Annotated in this window: 16 protein-coding genes and 2 pseudogenes; 6 read left to right on the top strand and 12 right to left on the bottom strand. The window is 71.9% G+C overall.

The features are described 5' to 3' along the window. Positions 1-21 precede the first annotated feature (21 nt). Entirely contained in the window at positions 22-639 is a 618-nt protein-coding gene (locus O7595_RS04385; protein WP_269727403.1) for a histidine phosphatase family protein, read from the bottom strand. Between the two features lie 46 nt (positions 640-685). Next, positions 686-1,912: an acyltransferase family protein gene (locus O7595_RS04390; RefSeq protein WP_269727404.1), complete on the bottom strand. Its 1,227-nt coding sequence runs from the start codon at positions 1,910-1,912 to the stop codon at positions 686-688. A 708-nt stretch (positions 1,913-2,620) separates the two neighbouring features. On the opposite strand from O7595_RS04390, the gene O7595_RS04395 reads away from it, so the two are divergent. Further along, positions 2,621-5,410 carry a Pls/PosA family non-ribosomal peptide synthetase gene (locus O7595_RS04395; RefSeq protein WP_443071816.1) on the top strand — a complete coding sequence of 930 codons (2,790 nt, stop codon included), beginning with the start codon at positions 2,621-2,623 and terminating at the stop codon, positions 5,408-5,410. Between the two features lie 191 nt (positions 5,411-5,601). On the opposite strand, the gene O7595_RS04400 is transcribed toward O7595_RS04395, so the two are convergent. Continuing rightward, the gene (locus O7595_RS04400) at positions 5,602-6,813 is read right to left on the bottom strand and encodes a cytochrome P450 (protein ID WP_269727406.1); all 1,212 of its coding nucleotides are present in this window, start codon (positions 6,811-6,813) and stop codon (positions 5,602-5,604) included. Positions 6,814-7,197: 384 nt separating this feature from the next. Here O7595_RS04400 and O7595_RS04405 point away from each other — a divergent pair, with 384 nt between their 5' ends. The 4 genes from O7595_RS04405 (at position 7,198) to O7595_RS04420 (ending at position 11,001) form a co-directional block, all read left to right on the top strand. Beyond that, positions 7,198-7,845: a GAP family protein gene (locus O7595_RS04405; RefSeq protein ID WP_269727407.1), complete on the top strand. Its 648-nt coding sequence runs from the start codon at positions 7,198-7,200 to the stop codon at positions 7,843-7,845. Positions 7,846-8,055: 210 nt separating this feature from the next. After that, positions 8,056-9,423 carry an MFS transporter gene (locus tag O7595_RS04410; protein ID WP_269727408.1) on the top strand — a complete coding sequence of 456 codons (1,368 nt, stop codon included), beginning with the start codon at positions 8,056-8,058 and terminating at the stop codon, positions 9,421-9,423. A 169-nt stretch (positions 9,424-9,592) separates the two neighbouring features. Next, on the top strand, positions 9,593-10,495 hold the full coding sequence (locus tag O7595_RS04415; protein ID WP_269727409.1) for a SigB/SigF/SigG family RNA polymerase sigma factor: 903 nt from the start codon (positions 9,593-9,595) through the stop codon (positions 10,493-10,495). A gap of 290 nt (positions 10,496-10,785) precedes the next feature. Then, positions 10,786-11,001, top strand: a complete 216-nt coding sequence (locus tag O7595_RS04420; protein WP_269727410.1) for a heavy-metal-associated domain-containing protein — start codon at positions 10,786-10,788, stop codon at positions 10,999-11,001. On the opposite strand, the pseudogene O7595_RS33805 reads toward O7595_RS04420, so the two are convergent. The 9 genes and pseudogenes from O7595_RS33805 to O7595_RS04465 all read right to left on the bottom strand — a co-directional run. Then, a pseudogene (locus O7595_RS33805) lies at positions 10,971-11,580 on the bottom strand (ABC transporter ATP-binding protein); the annotation flags it as partial. The gene O7595_RS04420 and the pseudogene O7595_RS33805 overlap by 31 nt on opposite strands. A 100-nt stretch (positions 11,581-11,680) precedes the next feature. After that, the gene (locus tag O7595_RS04430; RefSeq protein ID WP_269727412.1) at positions 11,681-12,301 is read right to left on the bottom strand and encodes a sigma-70 family RNA polymerase sigma factor; all 621 of its coding nucleotides are present in this window, start codon (positions 12,299-12,301) and stop codon (positions 11,681-11,683) included. 169 nt (positions 12,302-12,470) lie between these two features. Further along, positions 12,471-13,241 carry a hypothetical protein gene (locus O7595_RS04435; RefSeq protein ID WP_269727413.1) on the bottom strand — a complete coding sequence of 257 codons (771 nt, stop codon included), beginning with the start codon at positions 13,239-13,241 and terminating at the stop codon, positions 12,471-12,473. A 736-nt stretch (positions 13,242-13,977) separates the two neighbouring features. Next, entirely contained in the window at positions 13,978-14,217 is a 240-nt protein-coding gene (locus tag O7595_RS04440; RefSeq protein WP_269727414.1) for a hypothetical protein, read from the bottom strand. Between the two features lie 304 nt (positions 14,218-14,521). Further along, positions 14,522-14,953 (bottom strand): glyoxalase superfamily protein, encoded by a 432-nt coding sequence (locus O7595_RS04445; protein WP_443071817.1) that lies wholly within the window; start codon positions 14,951-14,953, stop codon positions 14,522-14,524. Further along, a pseudogene (gene cobF / locus O7595_RS04450) lies at positions 14,942-15,733 on the bottom strand (precorrin-6A synthase (deacetylating)); the annotation flags it as partial. The pseudogene cobF and the gene O7595_RS04445, both read right to left, overlap by 12 nt. 302 nt (positions 15,734-16,035) lie before the next feature. After that, positions 16,036-17,052 carry an SPFH domain-containing protein gene (locus tag O7595_RS04455; RefSeq protein ID WP_269727415.1) on the bottom strand — a complete coding sequence of 339 codons (1,017 nt, stop codon included), beginning with the start codon at positions 17,050-17,052 and terminating at the stop codon, positions 16,036-16,038. Positions 17,053-17,055: 3 nt separating this feature from the next. Beyond that, a complete protein-coding gene (locus O7595_RS04460; protein ID WP_269727416.1) occupies positions 17,056-17,484 on the bottom strand; it encodes an NfeD family protein in 429 nt (142 codons plus the stop codon). 380 nt (positions 17,485-17,864) lie between these two features. After that, on the bottom strand, positions 17,865-18,911 hold the full coding sequence (locus O7595_RS04465) for a cation diffusion facilitator family transporter (protein ID WP_269727417.1): 1,047 nt from the start codon (positions 18,909-18,911) through the stop codon (positions 17,865-17,867). 728 nt (positions 18,912-19,639) lie between these two features. On the opposite strand from O7595_RS04465, the gene O7595_RS04470 reads away from it, so the two are divergent. Next, complete coding sequence (locus O7595_RS04470) at positions 19,640-20,365, top strand: DUF1775 domain-containing protein (protein WP_269727418.1); 726 nt, start codon at positions 19,640-19,642, stop codon at positions 20,363-20,365. Positions 20,366-20,378: the final 13 nt, after the last annotated feature.

Consider the following 20,378-nt stretch of genomic DNA (forward strand, 5'->3'; position numbering starts at 1 on the left):
AGTACCGCGGCCCGCCATGGACTACCGGCGAGCGGCGTACGCGGTCGTGCCGGCGGAGGTGGTGCCGTCGGCGGACGCCCGCTGCCGTGGGACCTCCGGGTCGCCGACTCCGGCGTGCCAGAGGCCGTCGCACCTCGTCAGGGTGACCGCCGACCGGTGCGGCACGTCCAGGTGCGGGAAGACGCGGGCGGGTACCGACAGGGCGTGGACCAGCGCCGCCCGGACGACGGACGCCTCGGTGATCGCCAGCACACGCCCGGCGCCGTCCGGCAGGGCCTCCAGCCAGGAGGCGGTCCGGCGGCACAGTCGGCCGACGGACTCGCCGCCGTGCGGTGCGGCATCGGGGTCCGTCAGCCAGGCGGAGAGGCCGTGCGGGTCCTCCGCCCGGATGTCCGCGTGTGTGCGCCCGCTCCAGGTGCCGTGGTCGATGTCCCGCAGGGCTTCCTCGGGTGTCGCCGCCACACCGAGGGCCTCGGCGGTCTGCGCACAGCGGGCCGACGGCGCCCGGAAGGCCTGGGAGTACGGCGGAAGGGCCGCCTTCTCGTTCGCGGCACGTCCGTCCAGGGGGCCGTCCCCGAACGCCGGACCGCGGGTTCCCTCCACGGGGGACGCGCACAGGAACGTCAGTCGCAGACCCATGGCTCCGACCTCCTTCTCCGATCGGCACGGCACCCGGCCGGCCCGGTCAGCCGATCCATCGGGCGGGCTTGGTGGCGCTGTACAGCATGTACTCCAGCGGGCCTCGCCGGAAGAAGCGGGTCCACAGGAGGGCCGTCGCCATGGCCACGACCGCGAACCCGAGGAGGACCGGCAGGGCCGCCCAATCCTCACCCTCGCCCGTACCCAGCAGACGGATGGCGAAAATATGGGCGACGTAGGCCGTCAGGGAGATCGAACCGACCGCGGCGAGCGGTGCGAGCAGCCGGACGCGGGGGCCCGCGAACCGCACGGCGAGGAAGCAGCCGGCCAGGACGGCCAGCGCCACGCCGGTGTTGCCGACGACGGACCAGGTGGTCTGGCTGTGCGGGGAGGCCACGAGCAGCCAGGCCGGGTGCCCGGAGGCGAACTCCTCGCCGACGGCGTCGGACCACCACGCCGAGGCGGCGGGGCCCCCGCCCGTGGCCGCGCTCACACCCGCCTGGGCGCCCGGGACCGCGTGGAGAGCCAGCCACGACCCTCCGTAGCCGATCACGGCCAGTGCCGCGCCGGTGCAGGCCAGCTTCGTGAGCACGTCACGGCGCGAGAGATCGAGCCTGGCCACCGCCATTCCGGCCACGATGAAGGGGAACCACGTCAGGGCCGGGTACTCACCGGTGACGAAGAGTTCCAGGAAACCGTCGGAGCCGGTGATCCGTGCGAGGGGGTCCAGGCCGACGACGGCCTCGTACCGGTCACCGCCGTCGACCGCGACTCTCAGCACGTACAGCACCTGCGGCAGGACGAGGGCGGACGAGGCCGCGACGAGCGCGAGCGTCCTCGCGCTCAGCCGGTACAGCGGCAGGGCGAGGACGAGGAGCAGACCGTAGAAGGACAGGATGACGTCGACGTCGGTGTCCAGCAGGACCAGTGCGTACCCCAGGACCATCAGCAGGGCGGCACGGATCACGACGCGGCCGATCGCCTGGCGGCCGCCGCGTCCCGTGCGCGGCCGGGGGCGTCCCGTCAGGAGGACCAGGGTGAAGCCGGCCAGCAGCGCGAACAGGGCGGACGACCGGCCGCGGGCCACCTCCATGACCCACCCCAGGGGTCCGCCCACCGACGGATCGGGACCCACGTGCGCGGCGAACATGCCCAGGATCGCCAGTCCGCGCGCGAGATCGAGGCCGACCATCCGGCCCGTCGAAGGCGCGCGGAAGGGCGAGTCGTCCGCGGTCGTCGCGGACGGCACGGCCGGAGCGAATACGTGTCCCATTGGTCACCACAATTCAAGGAACATGCCGGTTCAACCATCCGGCAGTCGGCCGGATCTCCCCCGCCGACCGACGGGTCCCCGGTGCGGCCGCGGAAATCCGCGGGAACCGGACGGCTCGGAATGCCACCAGTGAAACGGGCGGGAGCCCTCACGTCATGCCCCCGCCATTCGGGACTTGCCGGATCCGTACGCGGCCGGTAGGGCCGCACGTCGCGCAGGCAGGCGATTCCGCCCGGCAGACGGGGCCCTCACATCCCGCCGCCCGTGTCAAGCCACGAGCTCCAGTAGCAGGACAGAAATCGTTCGATCGTGCCTACTGGAACAAGAGGCGATTGAAACCCAAAACGTGGTGCCTGCCACCACCGCCTCCGACAGGAATCCGATATGCGCGCCCCGAGGAAAACAGAGCCAGGGTCGCACGACCGCAGGTGAACCACTCATGAACTCATGGATTTACGACCGCCCGGCGACCGATGACCTTGGGACGCCCGGGTCGCAGGCATCCGCTCCCGGGCACGGCCGTGACCGCCGCACGGCGACGGCGCTCCTGGCCGGGGCCGGCCGCCGTGTCCGGGAGGAACTGTCGTGACCTGCAACAGCTTCGAACGACCCGCCACCTCCACCGGAATCGGCCCGACACCCCGCACGGACACACCGGCCGACGCCGGAGGCGGCGCGGAGAGTCCCGTCGAGGCACGGCTCGCCGAGGTGCTGGCGGGCGTCCTGCGCACCGAGCAGGTCCCCGTCGACGGCAACTTCTTCACCGACCTCGGCGCCGACTCCCTCGTCATGGCCCAGTTCTGCGCACGCGTCCGCAAACGGGACGACCTCCCCACCGTGTCGATGAAGGACGTCTACCAGCACCCCACGCTGGAGGCCCTGGCGGCCTCACTGGCCCCCCCGCACCCGTCGGCGGCGGCACCGGCCGACGCCGGAGGCGGCACGGGGAGGCCCGTAGAGACACGGCTCGCCGAGGTGCTGGCGGGCGTCCTGCGCACCGAGCAGGTCCCCGTCGACGGCAACTTCTTCACCGACCTCGGCGCCGACTCCCTCGTCATGGCCCAGTTCTGCGCACGCGTCCGCAAACGGGACGACCTCCCCACCGTGTCGATGAAGGACGTCTACCGCAATCCGACCATCCGCGGCCTGGCCGCGGACCTGGACCTCCCGGAGGCCGGGCCCGGCGCCACGGCCGGCCCCGGGCGGTCCGGTGCCTCCGCCGGGGGGACGTCCGCAGCGACAGCGCGACCCACGGCGGGAACGACGGTCGAGACCGGCCCGGCGGAGGCTCCCCCCAGAGCGCGTACGTGGCAGTACGTGCTGTGCGGGACGCTGCAACTCCTGTTCTTCCTGGGCATGTCCTTCGTCCTGGCCCTCGTCCTGGCGAGCGGGTACGAGTGGATCCGGGACGGCTCGGGGGCCGTCGATGTGTATCTGCGGTCGGCCGTGTTCGCGAGTGCGGGCTTCACTGCCCTGTGCGCGCTCTCGGTCGTCGGCAAGTGGCTGCTGATCGGACGCTTCAGGCCCGGGCGGTTCCCCGTGTGGGGCCTCGGCTATCTGCGCTTCTGGTGCGTGAAGGCCCTCATCCGCACCAGCCCGATGCGTCTGTTCGTCGGCACCCCGCTGTACGTGCTGTATCTGCGGGCACTGGGCGCGAGGATCGGCCGCGATGTCGCGATCTTCTCCCGCAACGTGCCGGTGTGCACCGACCTGCTCACGGTCGAGGACGGCACCGTCATCCGCAAGGACGTGTTCTTCTCCTGCTACCGCGCGCACGACGGCGTGATCGAGACCGGTCCCGTCACCCTCGGGCGCGAAGCGACGGTCAGTGAGCAGACGGTCCTCGACATCGATACGTCGATGGGCGACAGCGCCCAGCTGGGCCATGCCTCCTCGCTGCACGGCGGACAGCACGTGCCGGCGGGTGAGTCCTGGCACGGCTCCCCGGCCCAGCCCACCACCACGGACTTCCGCGCCGTCGAGTCCGCCCCGTGCGGCGGCCTGCGCAAGGTGCTCTACACGGCGGCGCAGCTCCTCCTGCTGATCGGGGTGTACCTGCCCCTGGCGCTGGGCGGTCTCGGCCTGCTGTTCGCCGTACTGCCGCAGCTGGACGCCCTGCTGACTCCCGAGCCGGTCTTCACCAGCCCCGGGTTCTACCTCGATGCGCTGATCGCCTCGTTCGTGGCCTTCTTCGGCGGGCTTCTGATGGCCCTGTTCACCGTGAACGCCGTGCCCCGGCTGCTGCGCCTGGTGATCCGGCCGGGCAGGGTCTACCCCCTGTTCGGAGTCCACCACGGCCTCCAGCGCTCCCTCACACGGATGACCAACGTCAGGTTCTTCGTCCTGCTGTTCGGCGACAGCTCGGCCATCGTCCACTACCTGCGCGGCCTCGGGTACGACCTGGGCCGGGTCGAGCAGACGGGGTCCAACTTCGGCTCGCTGGTCAAGCACGACAGCCCGTACCTGAGCCGGGTCGGCACCGGAACGATGGTCGCCGACGGCCTCTCGGTCATCAACGCCGACTTCTCCAGCACGTCCTTCCGCTTCTCCCCCGCCTCCATCGGATCGAGCAGCTTCCTCGGCAACAACATCGTCTACCCCGCGCGCAGCCGCGCCGGGGACAACTGCCTGCTGGCCACCAAGGTCATGGTGCCCATCGACGGACCGGTCCGGGAGGACGTGGGCCTGCTGGGCTCACCGAGCTTCGAGATCCCGCGCACGGTCATGCGGGACCGGCGGTTCGACCACCTCGCCACCGGCGACGAACTGCGCCGCCGCCTGGGCGCGAAGAACAGGCACAACGCGATCACGGCGTCCCTGTACCTGCTGATGCGCTGGATCCACTTCTACGTCGTCGCCCTCATCGCCATGGCCGCGGTGGACCTGTACCACAGCCACGGTCTGGTGCCGCTCGCGCTGGCGAGCCTGATCACCCTGCTGTTCACCGTCGTCTACTACGCGCTGGTGGAACGGATCGTCACCCGCGTCCAGCCGCTGAAGCCGCTGTACTGCTCGATCTACGACCTGTCCTTCTGGCGTCACGAACGCTTCTGGAAACTGACGACCCACCGCTATATGCAGCTCTTCAACGGCACTCCGTTCAAGAACGTCGTCTGGCGGCTGCTGGGGGTCCGCATCGGCCGTCGGGTCTTCGACGACGGATGCTCGCTGATCGAGCGGTCCCTCGTGACGATAGGCGACGAGTGCACCCTCAATGCCGGCACCGTCATCCAGTGCCACTCCCAGGAGGACGGCGCCTTCAAGTCCGACCAGGCCACACTGGGCGCGGGCGTGACCCTCGGCGTCGGCGCCTTCGTCCACTACGGCACCACGGTCGGCGACCACTCCCGACTCGCCGCCGACTCCTTCCTGATGAAGGGTGAGGAAGTGCCCGCTCGGGAGGGCTGGGGCGGCAACCCGGCCCGGGAGGGCGTCGCCGTTGCGCGGGTGCCCGTCTGCCGCGAGCCGTCGGACGGCCGACGAGGAGCGCTGCGGTGACGCGGCGGACACCCGCTTCGCGGTGGGCCCCACCCGTCACGATCGGCGGAGCCCGGACGAGGGCACGAACGCCGCCACCGTGCACCGCGGTCCGTGCCGCCTGACGCGTTCACGGAATCCACGGCCGGGGTCCCCGCCCGCTCACTGCCCGGCGTCCGCCGGCTGCTCGGGCCGGTGGACACCCGACGGGGTCAGGACAGGACGCGGTCGAAGGCGACGGGCAGGTGCCTCGGTCCGCGCAGTACGGCGCTGCCACGGTAGGGCGGGGGGTCGGCGAGGAGGCGGGGGTCGTCGAGCCGCCGGACGAGTTCGGTGAGGGCGATCTGCGCCTCCAGACGGGCCAGCGGTGCGCCGAAGCAGCTGTGGACACCGCTGCCGAAGCCGAGGTGCTCGATGTCGGAGCGGTCGGGATCGAACTCGTCCGGGTCGGTGAAACGCTTCGGGTCCCGGTTGCCCGACGCCAGGACCAGGGCGACCACCGCCCCCTCCGGGATCGTCACGCCGCCGATCTCGATGTCCGTCAGAGCGCCCCGCCGCGGAATGATCTGCACCGGCGGCTCGAACCGGAGCAGTTCCTCGACCAGCCGCGGCGCGATCTCCGGCTCCCGGCGCAGCCGCTCCCACTGGTCCGGCCGGCGCAGCAGGGTCAGGATGCCGTTGGTGATCAGGTTGACGGTCGTCTCGTGACCGGCGATGAGCAGCAGGACCGCGGTGACCACGAGTTCCAGACGGCTGAGCGGTCCGCCCTCCGCGTCGTGGTCGGCCGCGAGCCGGAAGAGCATGCCGCCGTCGGACCTGCCGCCGCCGTTCTCGATGAGGTCGTTGATGTAGAGGGCGAGTTCCCGTCGGGTCGCGGCGCCCTCGCGCAGCTGGACGGACGGGTCCTCGCCCGGCCGCGGGTCGATGGAGGCGACCAGTTTGTCGGCCCAGACGCGGAACTTCGGCTCGTCCTCGTGCGGCACCCCCAGGAGCCGGCAGATGACGGTCACGGGGAACGGATAGGCGAAGGCATCGACCACATCCACCTCTCCCCCCGCGGGGAAGGCGTCGATCAGCTCCCTCACGGTGGCCTCCATCTCCCCGCGCATGTCCTGGATCCGGTGCGGCGAGTGCGGCGGCCCGAACTGACGCATCGCCAGACCGCGGACCCGGTCGTGCTCCGGAGGATCCATACCGATGAAACTGGGCGGGAACTGTCCTTCGAACGCCTCCTCCCGGTCCGCGTGCGTGGAGGTGAGGCGCGGATCGTGGAGCAGAGCCAGCAGCTCGTGATAGGTGCTGACGGCATAGCTGCCGTCCTCCTGCCGGGACACCGGCGTCCTGCGGAGCTCCGCGTACAGGGGATACGGATCAGCCCGGCTCCCGTAGTCGAGAATCTGCCGCATCAGGGTTTCGCCGCCCATGCCGGTCTCTCCTCCCACTCAGCCACCACGCCCGACGTCGGACCATCCGGCATTCTGACCACGATCGCGAACCGCCCGGCCGTCCCGGGGCGAAACCCGCGCGGCACGTCCCCTGACCGGCTCACACGGCGTGTTGGATCACGTCCGGTGCCGCCGCCCGCACCGCGACCGCCGTACGGGACGAGCGGCCGGGAACGGCGGGACCGGGGTGCAGCACGGACACCCGCGCAGGTCGCTGCCGCGGGATCCGCCGGACCGTGTGTCATCCTCGGGGCGGGTCCGTGACCTGCCCGGCCTCCCGGCCCCGGACGGGCCGTCACACCCGCGCGGACGCTGGGACGTTCGTGCACCCGCGTATGACGAAGGCGGCGGAAGGCGGTGCCTGTGGCGTTCGGTGAGGTCGTGTTCTTCGCGGTGGTGATCGCCCTGTCGCCGTTCACCCTCATCCCCGCCCTCTTCATGCAGTTCACCCCGCAGCCCCGGGCCACCAGCAGCGCCTTCCTGACCGGCTGGGTCATCGGAATCGTCGTGCCCGCGGGAGCGTGCGCCGCGCTGGCCTCCGTGGTCCAGCGTCCGGCGGAGGGCCACGGCTGGGTCGCCTGGGCCAGAGTCGTACTCGGCTCGCTCCTGATCCTTTTCGGCCTACGCCAATGGCTGACCAGACACGGCAGGCCCGCACCGGGCTGGATGCGGCTCCTCGCCGACGCGAGCCCGTCCAGGGCGTTCCGGCTCGGGCTGCTGCTGTCGCTGGCCAACCCGAAGATCCTGTTGCTGTCCGCCGCCGCCGGTCTCACGGTCGGTGCGGCCGGGGCCGCCACCACGAGCGGGGTGACGGCCCTCGCGGTGTTCACCGTGTGCGCCGCCAGCACCGTGGCCCTGCCCGTGCTGCTCCATCTGCTCATGGGCGAACGGGTCCTCATCCCGTTGCTGAGGGTCAGACGGTGGCTGGAGAGCCGGGCCGCCGGAGTGATGGCGGTGGTGATCGCCGCCATCGGCGTCCTGGTGCTCTTCGAAGGGGTCGTCAGGCTCTGAGCGCGCTCGGGCGACCGGCGGTGGTCCGCGTGTCCCGTCCGGCACCCCACGCCCCGCCGCCCCGTCGTCGATCACCTCCGTCGGTGACGGTGTCTCACCCTCGGCGCCGACCGCCACCGCCCAGTAATGTCCCTTGCCGGCACCGGTATCCGTATCCGCGCGTGGGCCGTACCGCTCCCGGACCGGTCCGCGTTCCGAGGGAGGGCACTCATGACGACTGTGGCCGGACGGCCCGCCGTGGGATCCATAGCGGCACGCCTCGAACGTCTGCCGCACTCCCGCTGGCACGTCAAGGTCCGTTTCCTGATCGGCGCCGTCACGTTCTTCGAGGCTTTCGACCAACTGCTCGCCGCCTCCGCGCTCCCCGTCCTCATGAAGGAATGGCATCTCACGACAGGGCAGGCCACCTTGGCCGTGACCGCCGGCTCCGTCGGCATGCTCTTCGGTGCTCTGGTCGCCGGATGGGCGGGGGACGTCATCGGCCGGGTGCGAACGGTCGCGGTGGGGGTCGCCGTCACCGCGCTCGCCGGCCTCGCCGTCGCCCTGTCCACGGGAATCGAGCTCTTCGCGCTCTTCCGCTTCGCCCAGGGCCTGGGCATCGGAGGTGTCGTCCCGGTCGCCGCCACCTACATCAACGAGATCGCACGGTCGGACAAGCGGGGTCGGTTCGTGCTGCTCTACGAGATGATCTTCCCCGCCGGGCTCGCGGTCGCGACCCTGGTCGCCGTGTGGGTCGTGCCCAACCTCGGCTGGCGGGCGATGTTCCTGATCGGCGCGCTGCCCGTGCTGCTCGCCGCCGTGCTGCCCCGCCACGTCGCCGAGTCACCGCGCTGGCTGCTGGCGCGTGGACGGACGGAGGAGGCCGAGCGGGTCATCGCGGCGATCGAGGCGGAGGTCGTCCGTTCCACCCGGGCGCCGCTGCCCGAGCCCGCCGCCGTGGAGAGGGACGAGGAGAGCGCCCGGGGAAGGCTGGGAGAGCTGTTCACCGGGCGGTACCTGAGGCGCACGACGGTCGTCTCGGCCCTGTGGTTCGTCGCGTACTACGTCAACCACGGAATCTCCGTCTGGCTGCCGTCGCTCTACACCGGGAACTTCGGTCTCGACCTGACCACCGCCCTCGGCTACACCCTGCTCAGCAATGTGACCGGGCTGCTCGGCACCCTGCTCGTCGCCCTGCTGATCGACCGGGTCGGCCGCCGGCCGGCGCTGGTGACCGCTCTCGCCGGCAGCGCGCTCGCACTGACCACGCTCGCGTTGACCGGAGCCGCCTCCGGCGGCCGGGTGGCGCTCTTCGCGTCCTGTACGACGTTCTTCGTGTACGCCATCAACTGCGGGCTCTATCTCTACTCCCCCGAGCTGTATCCGACGCGGAACCGCGCGAAGGGAGCGGCCTTCGGCGGGTTGTGGAACCGACTGGGCGTCATCCTGGGCCCGATCGTCGTCGGCGCGGTCCTGGGTGCCGGCGGGAGCCTGACGCTCGTCTTCGCCCAGTTCGCGGCCGTGGCGGTGGTGGGCATGGTCATCGCCTGCTTCGCCGTCGAGACGAAGGGCAGGACGCTGGAGGAGCTCAACGCCTAATGGGACTCCTGATCCGCCCGTGTCCTCCGGCGTGCGTCGCAGTTCGCGTGTTCCCGGAAGACGATTCACATGCGCGCAAACATTTGCCGTGGAACAACAATGCATGAGCGGCAACCGACAGGGAAGGCGCCCGGAGCCAGCCCAGTGCCTTCGGGAGGAGTGCCAGCTCATGACGACGCCCGCCACCCACCTGGATCCCGCTCCGCCTGCCGGAGCGCCGGGCCCCGGTCCGAGGGGCAGCGGCTTCGCCGGACTTCCCCGCATCGGCCGTGCCACCGACATCTCGCCCGAGGACGCCCGGGAGCTGACCCGCCTGTTCCTCCAGCGGCTGGGCGAGTTGGAGGAGGGCACGCGGGAGCACCAGTACGTCCGCAACACCCTGATCGAGATGAACCTCTCCCTGGTCAGGTTCGTGGCCAACCGCTTCCGCAACCGTGGCGAGGGGGAGATGGAGGACATCGTGCAGGTCGGGACGGTCGGGCTGATCAAGGCCATCGACCGGTTCGACCTCAGCCGGGCGGTCGCCTTCACCTCCTTCGCCATCCCTTACGTCCAGGGCGAGATCATGAGGTACTTCCGCGACACGTCCTGGGCCGTGCACGTGCCGCGCCGGCTCCAGGAACTGCGCGTCGAACTCGCCAGGGCCAGGGAGCGGCTCGTCGCCGAACTGGACCGCGATCCCAGTGTGGAGGACCTCGCCGCACACCTCGGGCGTACGAAGGACGAGGTCGTCGAGGGCATGGTGGCCGCCGCCGGATACCGGGCCGGCTCGCTGGACACCCCGAACGCCGACAGCGACGACGAGCACGCGCCCCTGGCCGGCGGCCGATTGCTGCCGGACCGGATCGGCATCGACGACCCCGGCATGCAGCTCGTGGAGGACATCCGCGCCCTGGTGCCCCACATGGCCGAACTCGACGACCGCGAGCGCACCATCCTCGAGCTCCGGTTCGGCAGTGAGATGACGCAGGCCCGGATAGGCGCCGTGCTCGGCATCTCCCAGATGCACGTCTCCCGGCTGCTGGCCGGCACCCTGGCCAAGCTGCGTACGCAGATGCTCGCCGACGGATGACCGGGGCGGCCGGGGCCCTCTTCGTTGCGCTCCGGCCCGTCCCTCCCGGCCGGCAGGCACGGGCCGGGCGTGACTCCGCCGCCGCCGCCCGGGCCGCCGAGACCCGCATGGCGGGCGCCGAATCCGGCGGCGGGGAACTCGGAGGCCGCCTCGGCCGACGTCTGATGTGACACATGAAACGAGTGGTGCGCTCGTGCCGCGAGGTGTCTCTCTCGCCGCGGTGCTGAACAGCCGCCCCCGCGCACCCGTACGTCGGTGAGAGCGTTCACCGGCACCGAGGAGTGGTCCGAATGACCCAGAAGCACTACAACGTCACCGGTATGAGCTGCGGGCACTGCGTGGCGAGCATCACCGAGGAGGTCCGCGAAGTGGCCGGTGTGAGCGAGGTCGTGGTCGACCTGGCCGCGAACGCCGTCACCGTGCACGGCACCGGCCTCGACGACGAACGGCTCCGCGCCGCCATCGTCGATGCCGGCTACGGGATCGCCGATCCGGTGACCGCGTGATCCCCTGACCGCAAGCGCACCGGAGGGGCAGGACGGACGTCCTGCCCCTCCGGTGCCGTCCGGGCTCCTCCGCCGTCCGGCGGTGGTGGCCTCCAGCGGGCGGCGGGCGCCCTGCGGTCGAAGGCGATGAGCGGATCGTCCGTGAGCGGGTGGTCGACACGGCGGCCCGGGCTCCGAACACGTCCGCCATCAGCAAACCGGGGGGAACACCTCACGAGGCGGTACGGAGGCGACGACGGTCCCGGAGTGCAGGACGTGCAGCCGGTCGCACACGGATGCGGCAGCGTTGAGATCGTGCAGCGACACCAGAGTGGTGCAGCGCTGCGCCCGGAGGAGGGCGAGCAGTTCCACCTGATCCCTGACGTCCAGGTGGTCGGTCGGTTCGTCCGGCACCGGCATTTCCGGGTCCTGGGCGAACGCCCGGGCCGGCAGCACCCGTTGGCGAACACACCCGGACAGGGCCGTGAAGCGCCGTCCGGCCGCCTCCGCCATACCGACGTCCGTCAGGACGGGCGACGACGTCCCGGTCGGTGGCGTCGTCCCGGCGAACGCCCGCTTGTACGGCGAACGCCCCATGGCCGCCTCCGCGTCACCCGTGCCGGGCCGCTGCGTCACGTCCGGACCCGGCCGAACGCGGGTGCCGGCGCGACCGCGAGGACGCGCCGGCACCCGAGCCGCGTCAGGCCGCCAGCACGGGCGCGGCCGGCTCCTCCGCCTCGCTCAGCAACTCCCTGAGCGTCGCCCGGGCACGGGCCACGCGGGAGCGCACCGTACCGACCGGGCAGTCGCTCAGCTCGGCCGCCTCCGCGTAGGGCAGCCCGAGCATCTGGGTGAGGACGAACGCCTCCCGTCGCTCCTGCGACAGACCCGCCAGCAACTCGTGCAGCGCGACGCCCTCGTCGAAGCCGGGCACATCGCTCGGCTGGGCACGTTCGACGACGAGCTGCCAGTCCGGTGCGTCGTGCAGTCTGGGCCTCGCGGCCGCGTACCGGTAGCTGTCGATCACCGCGCGGCGGGCGATGGACAGGAGCCAGGCACGGGCCGAGCACCGTCCTTCGAACCGGTGCAGGCTTCCGAGCGCACGCAGGAACGTGTCCTGGGCGAGGTCGTCGGCCGACTGGGGATCGCCGCACAGATGGGCGACGTAGCGCAGGACGTCGCGGTGCAGGGCTCGGACGAAACGCTCCCCGGCGTCGGCGTCACCGGTGCGGGCGGCGAGCGCCCAGGAGGTGATCGACTCGTCGGCCGATGGCGCCTTCTCCGTCGCGTCGCATGAAGCGGGCAGGGAAGAAGAGATCACCAGTTGTCCTTCTCGGGTCGTCCGGGACCGGGACCGGGGCCCGAGGCCGCAGGGTCCGCCACCCGGTGTGTGGGGGTGCGGCCGTACGGCGCCGGGGTGGTGTCCCACCGCGCGCCGGGTACGGCCGTGCCCGAGGGGCACTTGGGCCACCTCGGGATTCCGGCTGTCGTCAGGCGACAGCGGACCCCACGGGCGGCCCTCGGGAGACGATGGCGTAGACCAGCGGAAGGAGCCGCGACGCACGGGAAGGGCGGCGGCGGCCGCGCAGCCGCGGACGGCGCGGCGGAGCGGGCAATGCGAGCAGCAGCCGCAGCGGCGCGGTCAGCCATCCGGCGACGGCGCGGAGGATGCGGAACGCGGCCCGCTCCCCGTAGGCGAGCCACAGGCCCGTCAGCAGCGCCGCCAGCAGGTGGGCGGCGAGCATGCCCCAGGACGAGGAGTCTCCGGACAGCACATCCAGATGATGCAGGTGACTTGTACGGTCCATGTCGATCATGTCGCCCATGAGGGGCGTATGCGCCGACCCCATGTGCCCTGCAGATTCGAGGGATGCGCCGTGCCCATGCCCCATCGCCATACCGTGTGTGGCGTCTGTATGGGCCTGCCCCATACCGCTGGATCCCGTGTGGTGGTGCCCCTGGTGGACGGGCGCGGCTGCACGCGCGGTGTGGTCTGCGGCGCCGGTCCCGGACTGCGCGAGGGAGAAGACCGTGTGCAGTGCCGTCTGGACGGCGACCACCACGGCCACGACCGACGGCAGTCCCCGCTCACGGCCCGCCAGCCCCCAGCCCAGTGCGCCTGTTGCGACGAACCCGCCGGCCGGCGTCCACCAGGGCATGGGCTCCCCGGACATCATCACGTGACCGAGGGCGGCGAGCAGCACGCACACGGCCGCGAACACCGCGGCCCGTACCGTGCGAGAACACCACCCAGCAGTCATGGCGCCTCATCCTCGCATCCTGACGTTCGTCGTCGTGCATGGGTACGCACCGGACCCCGGGCACCGACTCAGACCGAACCAGGTGATCCGGAACACGGTTGCGGGAGTCGGAATGCGTCCGTATCGACGAATACCACGGGGAGTTGACGTCCGGGCCGACCGCCGCGCTCGCCGCCGCGGCGCACCCGCCGTCCGGCGCACCGCGGGCGCGAGGTCCCGGGTGGACGCGACCGGCGGCAGCCCGGCGTGCACGGCCCGCAGGGCCGGACTCGCGGCCACCCCCTGGGGGACCGACACATGCACGGCCCACGGGGAAGGCGACCCGCCCGCGGCGGCGGAGGGAGGGGAGCCGGGGAGGGCCGGGGACCGTTCGGGCTTCGGCCGGGCCGCCTCGGCACGGACGGCGCTCCGGCCCGCGTGTCGCCCTCGTTCCGGCTCCGCGTCGTACGGCCTGCCCGCCGGGGTGCCCGGAGCCCCGTGACGGGTGGGACCGCCGCGACGGGTGGGACGGCCGCGGTCGGCCGCGGGCCGTGCTGGACGAGGGGCCGCCCCGTCACCGCCCCGGGGGGAGCTGCGCCCGTGTGCTACTGCTGCTCCGCGACCGGTGACGGGCTGTCAGGACATTCACGGTGGCCGTGACGCCGTCGAGTCTGCCGAGCCGCTTCTCGACACGCCGCGCAGGTCATTCCCCCCACGCTCAGGTCGGTGGTGACGAGCGTCCCCGCTCCGGCGCCCATCAGTCGCGGCCTCCGTGGCCGTGGCCGTGGCCGGTGCCGTCGTCCTCCACCGCCCCGCCGGACGGGGTGGAGTGCATACCCGGCGCCACGGGCCCCACGAGGGACCCGACCGAGTAGGAACCCGCGAAGACAACGGCGAGCAGCAGCAGGAAGCCGCACAGCGCGGGCGGCGGCGCCACCTTGCGGAGCGTCGAGAGCACCGAGGTGGGGCCGGGCGCCGCTCGTCGGGAATCGTCCATGGCCGAGCTCTCCCTCGTCACGTGCGTACGGTCCGGTCGCCCGCTACGTCCGGGCAACCTGCGTGCGGCGCACCGGCTCGGGTCCGGCTTCCCCGGCTCGGCTGGACGCCGGTCCGGCTCGACCACGATGCGGCTCCACGCCGGTCGGCGACGCTCCGATCCTGCGTTCGGCCCGATCCTCCGTTCGGCCCGGTTCGCCGTACGGTCCAGATGTCGTACGTGTGAGAGGTGGAGTTCCGGGCCCGACGTATGACTCACCTCACACATCTCCGCCGGCGGCCGGCCGGTCCACCCCGGCCGGCGCTCACTCCGCCGGCGTGCCCACCCGGAGCCGGTTGCCGTCAGGATCGCGGAGCTCCACCTCGCGCGCCCATGGAGCGGTGGTCACCGGCACGCCGAACTCGTCAGCGACGGCGTCGACGTCCCGTACCCGCAGATACACCAGCGTGCCGGGGCGGGCGTCGCCGGCGTGCTCCGAGAGGAACAGCTTCAGCGGGCCCCTCGCGATCTCGACGAAGGCCGGGAGCCCCGGTTCGAACCGGTGCTCCCACTGCTTCACGAACCCGAGCCGCCGGTACCAGGAGAGTGCGGCGTCGGCATCGGCCACCCGCAGCACGGGAACCGCCTCCTCGTCCCCCTCCCCCCTTCGCGCCGCGTCGGGCACGGACGGCGTCCGGGCCGAGGAGGCGTCCGCTCCGGGGGCCGCGGGAGCGGACCGACCGTCGCCGCCGTCCACCGCTTCGTCGACGACGCGCAGGAGGTAGGTGTCCATGATCCAGCCGTGCCGCGCGCGCGCCTCGGCACGAAGCCGCTGGATGCGCCCGGCGACGTCCGACAGACGGCCGGACACGAGGAGTTCGTCGGGCGTTCCGAGGTAGGCGCCCCAGTAGATCCACACGTCGTCGCGCTCGACGTCGGTGAACGACTCCTGGGCGTCGAGCATCACGACGACGTCGCCGTCGTCGCCGAGACCCACCTCGCGCAGTCTGCGCGCGGGAGTGATGCGGACCGGACGGCCGACCCGGTTGAGCGTGGTGCGGTGCCGCGCGGCCAGGGCGGACACACTGCTGACCCCCGGGACGACCTCGGTGTCGAAGGCGACCGTGCCCCGCGCCTCGATCTCCGACAGGATGCCCAGGGTGCTGTCGTACAGGGCGGGATCGCCCCACACCAGGAAGGCTCCGGTCCGTCCCGGGGCCAACTCGTCCCGGATCAGGCGCTCGTAGACGTCGGCGCGCCGGCCGCGCCAGTCGTGGACCGCCGCCGTGTACTCGCTTCGGCCGCCCGGCGTCCGGTCGCGCCACGGGTCGTCCGCTTCGACGACGCGGTACGGCGTACGGGCGTGCTCGTCGAGCATCCGGCGCCGCAGATCGGTGAGCGAGGACTTCTCCGGCCCCTTCCCGAGGAGGAAGAACACGTCGGCGCGGCGCATGGCCTTCAGCCCGGCGAGCGTCAGATGGTCCGGATCACCGGCGCCGATGCCGATGACGAGGAGGTGGCGGTGGTCCGTACTCATGTGTACCGGCCTTATGGGCGAGATGGGGGGGGTGGACGGACGGACCGCCGCGCGGAGCGCGCGTCCGGGGCCGGCGCGCCGGTCAGCGGTGGGTGGACTCAGGCGGGTGGAGTCCGGTGGCCGCTCCTCCCTGCATGCGGTGAGTGATGCCCTCCCGTTCGGCGAGGAACACGACGTGGACCGGCCGGTGTTGGAAGCGTACGCCTTCGGCGGGGCCGGCCCGCAGCCGCGGCGCGCTCCGCCGTCGTCGCCCGTGCGGCACGACTCCTCACCCGCTGACGGTCGGAGGGAGCCAGGCGCGGTCAGGGCCGTGAGGTGCCGCCGTCGGCCTGGACCGCGTCGGCGACGGCCTCCGCCGCGGCCTCCGCCGCCCGCGCCGCATCGTCGGCGGCCTTCCGGTCGGCCGCGCCGTCGGAGGATTCCTCCCGGGTCGCCGGGGATCGGGGCAGTACCTCGCCGAACGCGCGGGACACGCCCTGGAGCGCGGAGGTGACCTCACCGGGAATGACCCAGAACGTACTGCCGGGTCCCTGGGCGAGCTGGGGCAGTACCTGCAGGTACTGGTAGGCGAGCAGTTTGGGGTCCGGGTCGTTGCGGTGCACGGCCTGGAACACCTCGTCGATGGCCCGGGACTGGCCCTCGGCCTTCAGGATCTCGGCGGTGCGGTTGCCCTCCGCCCGGAGGACGGCGGACTGCTTCTCGCCCTCCGCGGTGAGGATCTGGGCCTGGCGCTGCCCTTCGGCCCCGAGGATCGCGGCCCGCTTGTCCCGCTCGGCCCGCATCTGCTTCTCCATCGCGTCCTTGATGGACTGCGGGGGGTCGATGGCCTTGATCTCCACGCGGTTGACCCTCAGCCCCCACTTCCCGGTGGCCTCGTCCAGTACACCGCGCAACTGGTTGTTGATGGTGTCCCGCGAGGTGAGGGTCTTCTCCAGGTCCATCGACCCCACGACGTTGCGCAGGGTGGTGACGGTGAGCTGCTCGACGGCCTGCAGATAGTTCGCGATCTCGTAGGCGGCGGCACGTGGATCGGTCACCTGGAAGTACACGACGGTGTCGATCTCCACGACCAGGTTGTCCTCCGTGATGACGGGCTGCGGCCGGAAGGAGACGACCTGTTCGCGGAGGTCGATCACCGGGTGGACCCGGTCGACGTAGGGGATGACGACGTTGAGTCCCGGCTGCAGCGTGCGGTGGTAGCGGCCGAGCCGCTCGACGTTGCGCGCTCGCGCCTGGGGGACGACGCGCACCGCGCGGACGACGGTGAAGACCGCCAGGAGCGCGACGATCACGCCGAGAAGGAGTGCCGTGCCTTCCATGATTCACTCCCGGGGGTAGACGACTGCGGTGGCCCCGCTGATCTCCATGACGTCCACGGCCGCTCCCGGAGGGATCACCAGCGACTCGTCGTACGCACGGGCCGTCCATTCCTCACCGCCGATGCGGACCCTGCCGCCCGTGCCCGTCACCTCGGAGACGACCCGGGCGGTACTGCCGACCAGAGCGTCGACGCCGAACCGTTCGCGCCGCGGTGTGAGCGCCCGCCGCACACGGGGGCGCACGAACACCACACTGACCACGGCGACGACGGTGAAGACCAGGAACTGGAGGGGCAGCGGCACTCCTGCCGCGGCGCACGCCGCGGTGATCAGTGCGGCCCCGCCCAGCATGCCCAGTGCGACGGTCAGCGTGACGATCTCCGCGGCGATCAGCACCGCAGCGATGACCAACCAGATCGCCCAGAGGTCCATCTCGCCCCTCCTGACTGACGCAGGTGCTCGGAGATCCCGGGCGATGTCCGTCCTCCTCCTGCGAGGGCCCGGGGCGTATTGGTGCGAGGGCCCGGGGCGTACCGGGCCGGGAGGTGACCGCCTGCGAGCGGGTCACCCCTTACATCTCGTATCTACCCAGCACAAAAACGCAGAAATCCCATGAACTCCACCTTTCGTCGTGATCGGCTCGACGTCGACGCACCGGCACGTCCGGACCTAAGGCACCGGCCGCCGGACGCGCGAGGAGTCGCGCACGACGCTTCCCATCCGGGTCGTCGGCCCGCAAGACGTCGCCGCTCCCGCCGTTCAGGCCCCGCGGACCCGGTGCGCGCACCGCACCCCTCCGCGGCCGGCGGCCGTCATCGTCCCGACGCGCGAACCGTCCCGTCGGCGTACGAGCCGTCCTCGGGGCCGTGGCGGCCGTCGCGGTGTACCGGACCGTGCGGGTCCGCGCAGTGCCCCGCCGCACCCGGCGCGCCGGCAGGGGCGCCGACCTGGAGCAGGGTCTCCGGACCGTGGTCCACCTGGAGGGTGGTGTGGGTGATGCCGAAGTCACGGCGCACCAGGTCCTCGAGATCGCGGCGTACGGCGTGGCAGTCGTCGCCGGGTTCGACGAGCACATGCGCGGACAGGGCCGCCTCCTGGGACGTGATCTGCCAGATGTGCAGGTCGTGGATCTCCCGCACTCCCCGCTGCGCCGCCAGTCGCTCACCGAGCCGGTCGGGGTCGACATGGGCGGGCGCCGCCTCGAGGAAGATCCGTCCCGAATCGCGGAGCAGCCCGTAGCCGGCCCTGAACATCAGGGCGACGACGACGAGCGTCGCGATGCCGTCGGCGCGTGCGAAGCCCGTGGTGAGGACGACGAGGGCCGCGACCGCGGTGCCGATGAACGCGAACAGGTCGTTCAGGATGTGCTGGTAGGCGCCCTCGACGTTCAGCGAGGAGCGGTTGGCACGGGAAAGGCACCAGGTGGCGGCCACATTGACCGCGATTCCCGCGAGGGCGGTGGCGAGCATCAGCCCGCCCTTGACCTCCGGAGGATCGATGAGCCGCTCGACGGCCTCGACCGACAGCCAGGCGCCCAGCAGGATCAGGGAGAGGCCGTTCACCTGTGCGGAGAGGATCTCCACCCGCTTCAGCCCGTAGGTGTAGCCGCCCTTTGCGGGGCGCTTGGCTATCCGCATCGCCGCGAGCGCGAGGACGATGGCGACGGCGTCGGTGAGCATGTGAGCGGCATCGGAGATCAGCGCGAGGGACTGCGCCACCACGCCGATGACGACTTCGACCGACATGAAGCCCACGATCAGGACGAGGGCGATCGAGAGCCACCGCCTGTCCGAGTCCCCCGTCACCCCGTGACCGTGATCGTGACCGTGCGCACCGCGGTGACCGTGACCCGTACCCATCGATTCCCCCTGACCTGTGCATCACGTGCTTACCGGTTCGCAGTGAAACGCACGGAACGACTTCACGCAAAGGCTGCAACGATGTTGGTAATCGATGCCGATAGCAGGCCCATGACCTGGCATTTCACATGGAGAATGAGGAATTCCTCATTGAATCGACAGTCGTTGTCGCATTCATGGCGTGGGCGTTTCCTCCGGGGCGGCACCCGGATCCGGGTGTCCCCGGCCGTCCATCCGCCCGTCGCCGACCGGCGTGCCGACCCGACGGCGAACCTCCCCCGTCCGCCGGACGATCAGCGGCCCGGGTCCCACGCCGCATCGGGGAAGCACGGCCGGCGGTTCCGCTTCGCCCGGAGGACGACGCCGACGGTCCCCGGGGTGGGCCGAGCGCCCTGCCGACCGGGACCCGACGCGCCGTGTGCCTGCCGACCGGCCACGCGATGGTTCATGATGGGCGGGCCATGCACTCGCCGCACACGGACCCTCGTCCCCCACTGCCCGTCGTGCGGACGGCCGTGTTCGCCCTCGTGGGCGGCGTGCTCGGGCTCACCGCCCGTCCTTCCGCGACCCGTGAGCGCCGCGGGCCGGGCGGCGGGCGCCGCGGCGGTGGCCGCGCGCTTCGCCGTGGGGCGGTGCACGGCCGGCGTCCGCGAACCCTGCCACAGGCCGCCGCCGTCGACCGCGCGACCCAGGCAGGCAGCACTCATCCACCACGATCCGGAGACGCCATGACCCGTACCCCCGCGAGCATCCGCCGCGCGTGCCTCTGCCTCGCCACCGCCGTCGGTGCCGTACTGCTGGGCGCAGGCCCCGCAGCCGCGCACGTCGAAGTCGAGGCCGACAGGGCACAGGCCCTCGCCGAGGACGTCACGCTCACGTTCAACGCCGAATCGGAGTCCGACAAGGCCGGGATCACATCCCTGCGCGTCGTCCTCCCCAAGGGGATCGTCCCCGCCGACGTCACGTACACGGACGGCCCCGAGGGCTGGACGTTCGCCACCGCGGCCGACGGCTACACGGTCAAGGGGCCCGCCGTCGCCGTCGGGGCCGACGCCGAGTACTCGGTGCGCGTCCGGCAGTTGCCCGACGTCAGGGAGCTCGCCTTCAAGACGCTTCAGGGCTACGGCGACGGACGCGTCGACCGCTGGATCGAACTCGGCGCCTCGAGCGAACACGGCCACGGCCACGGCAACTCCGCACCCGTGCTGAAGCTCGAGGCGCCCGCGCCCGGCGCCACCGTGAAGAGCCCCACGCCCCCCGCCGCGCCGACGCCCACGCCGAGCGCTGCGGCACGCCCCGCCCCCGAGGCGTCCCCGGCGAGCACTCCGGCCACGGGTGCGGCGGTGGAGAGCGGCGGTTTGTCGGCCACCGGCTGGACCGCGATCGCCGTGGCCGCGGTGCTCGTGGCCGCCGCGGGGGCGTTCCTGCTCCGGCGGCGCTCCCGCGCGAGCTGACGGACGGGCATCG

The sequence above is a fragment of the Streptomyces sp. WMMC940 genome, from assembly GCF_027460265.1.
Taxonomy (GTDB): domain Bacteria; phylum Actinomycetota; class Actinomycetes; order Streptomycetales; family Streptomycetaceae; genus Streptomyces.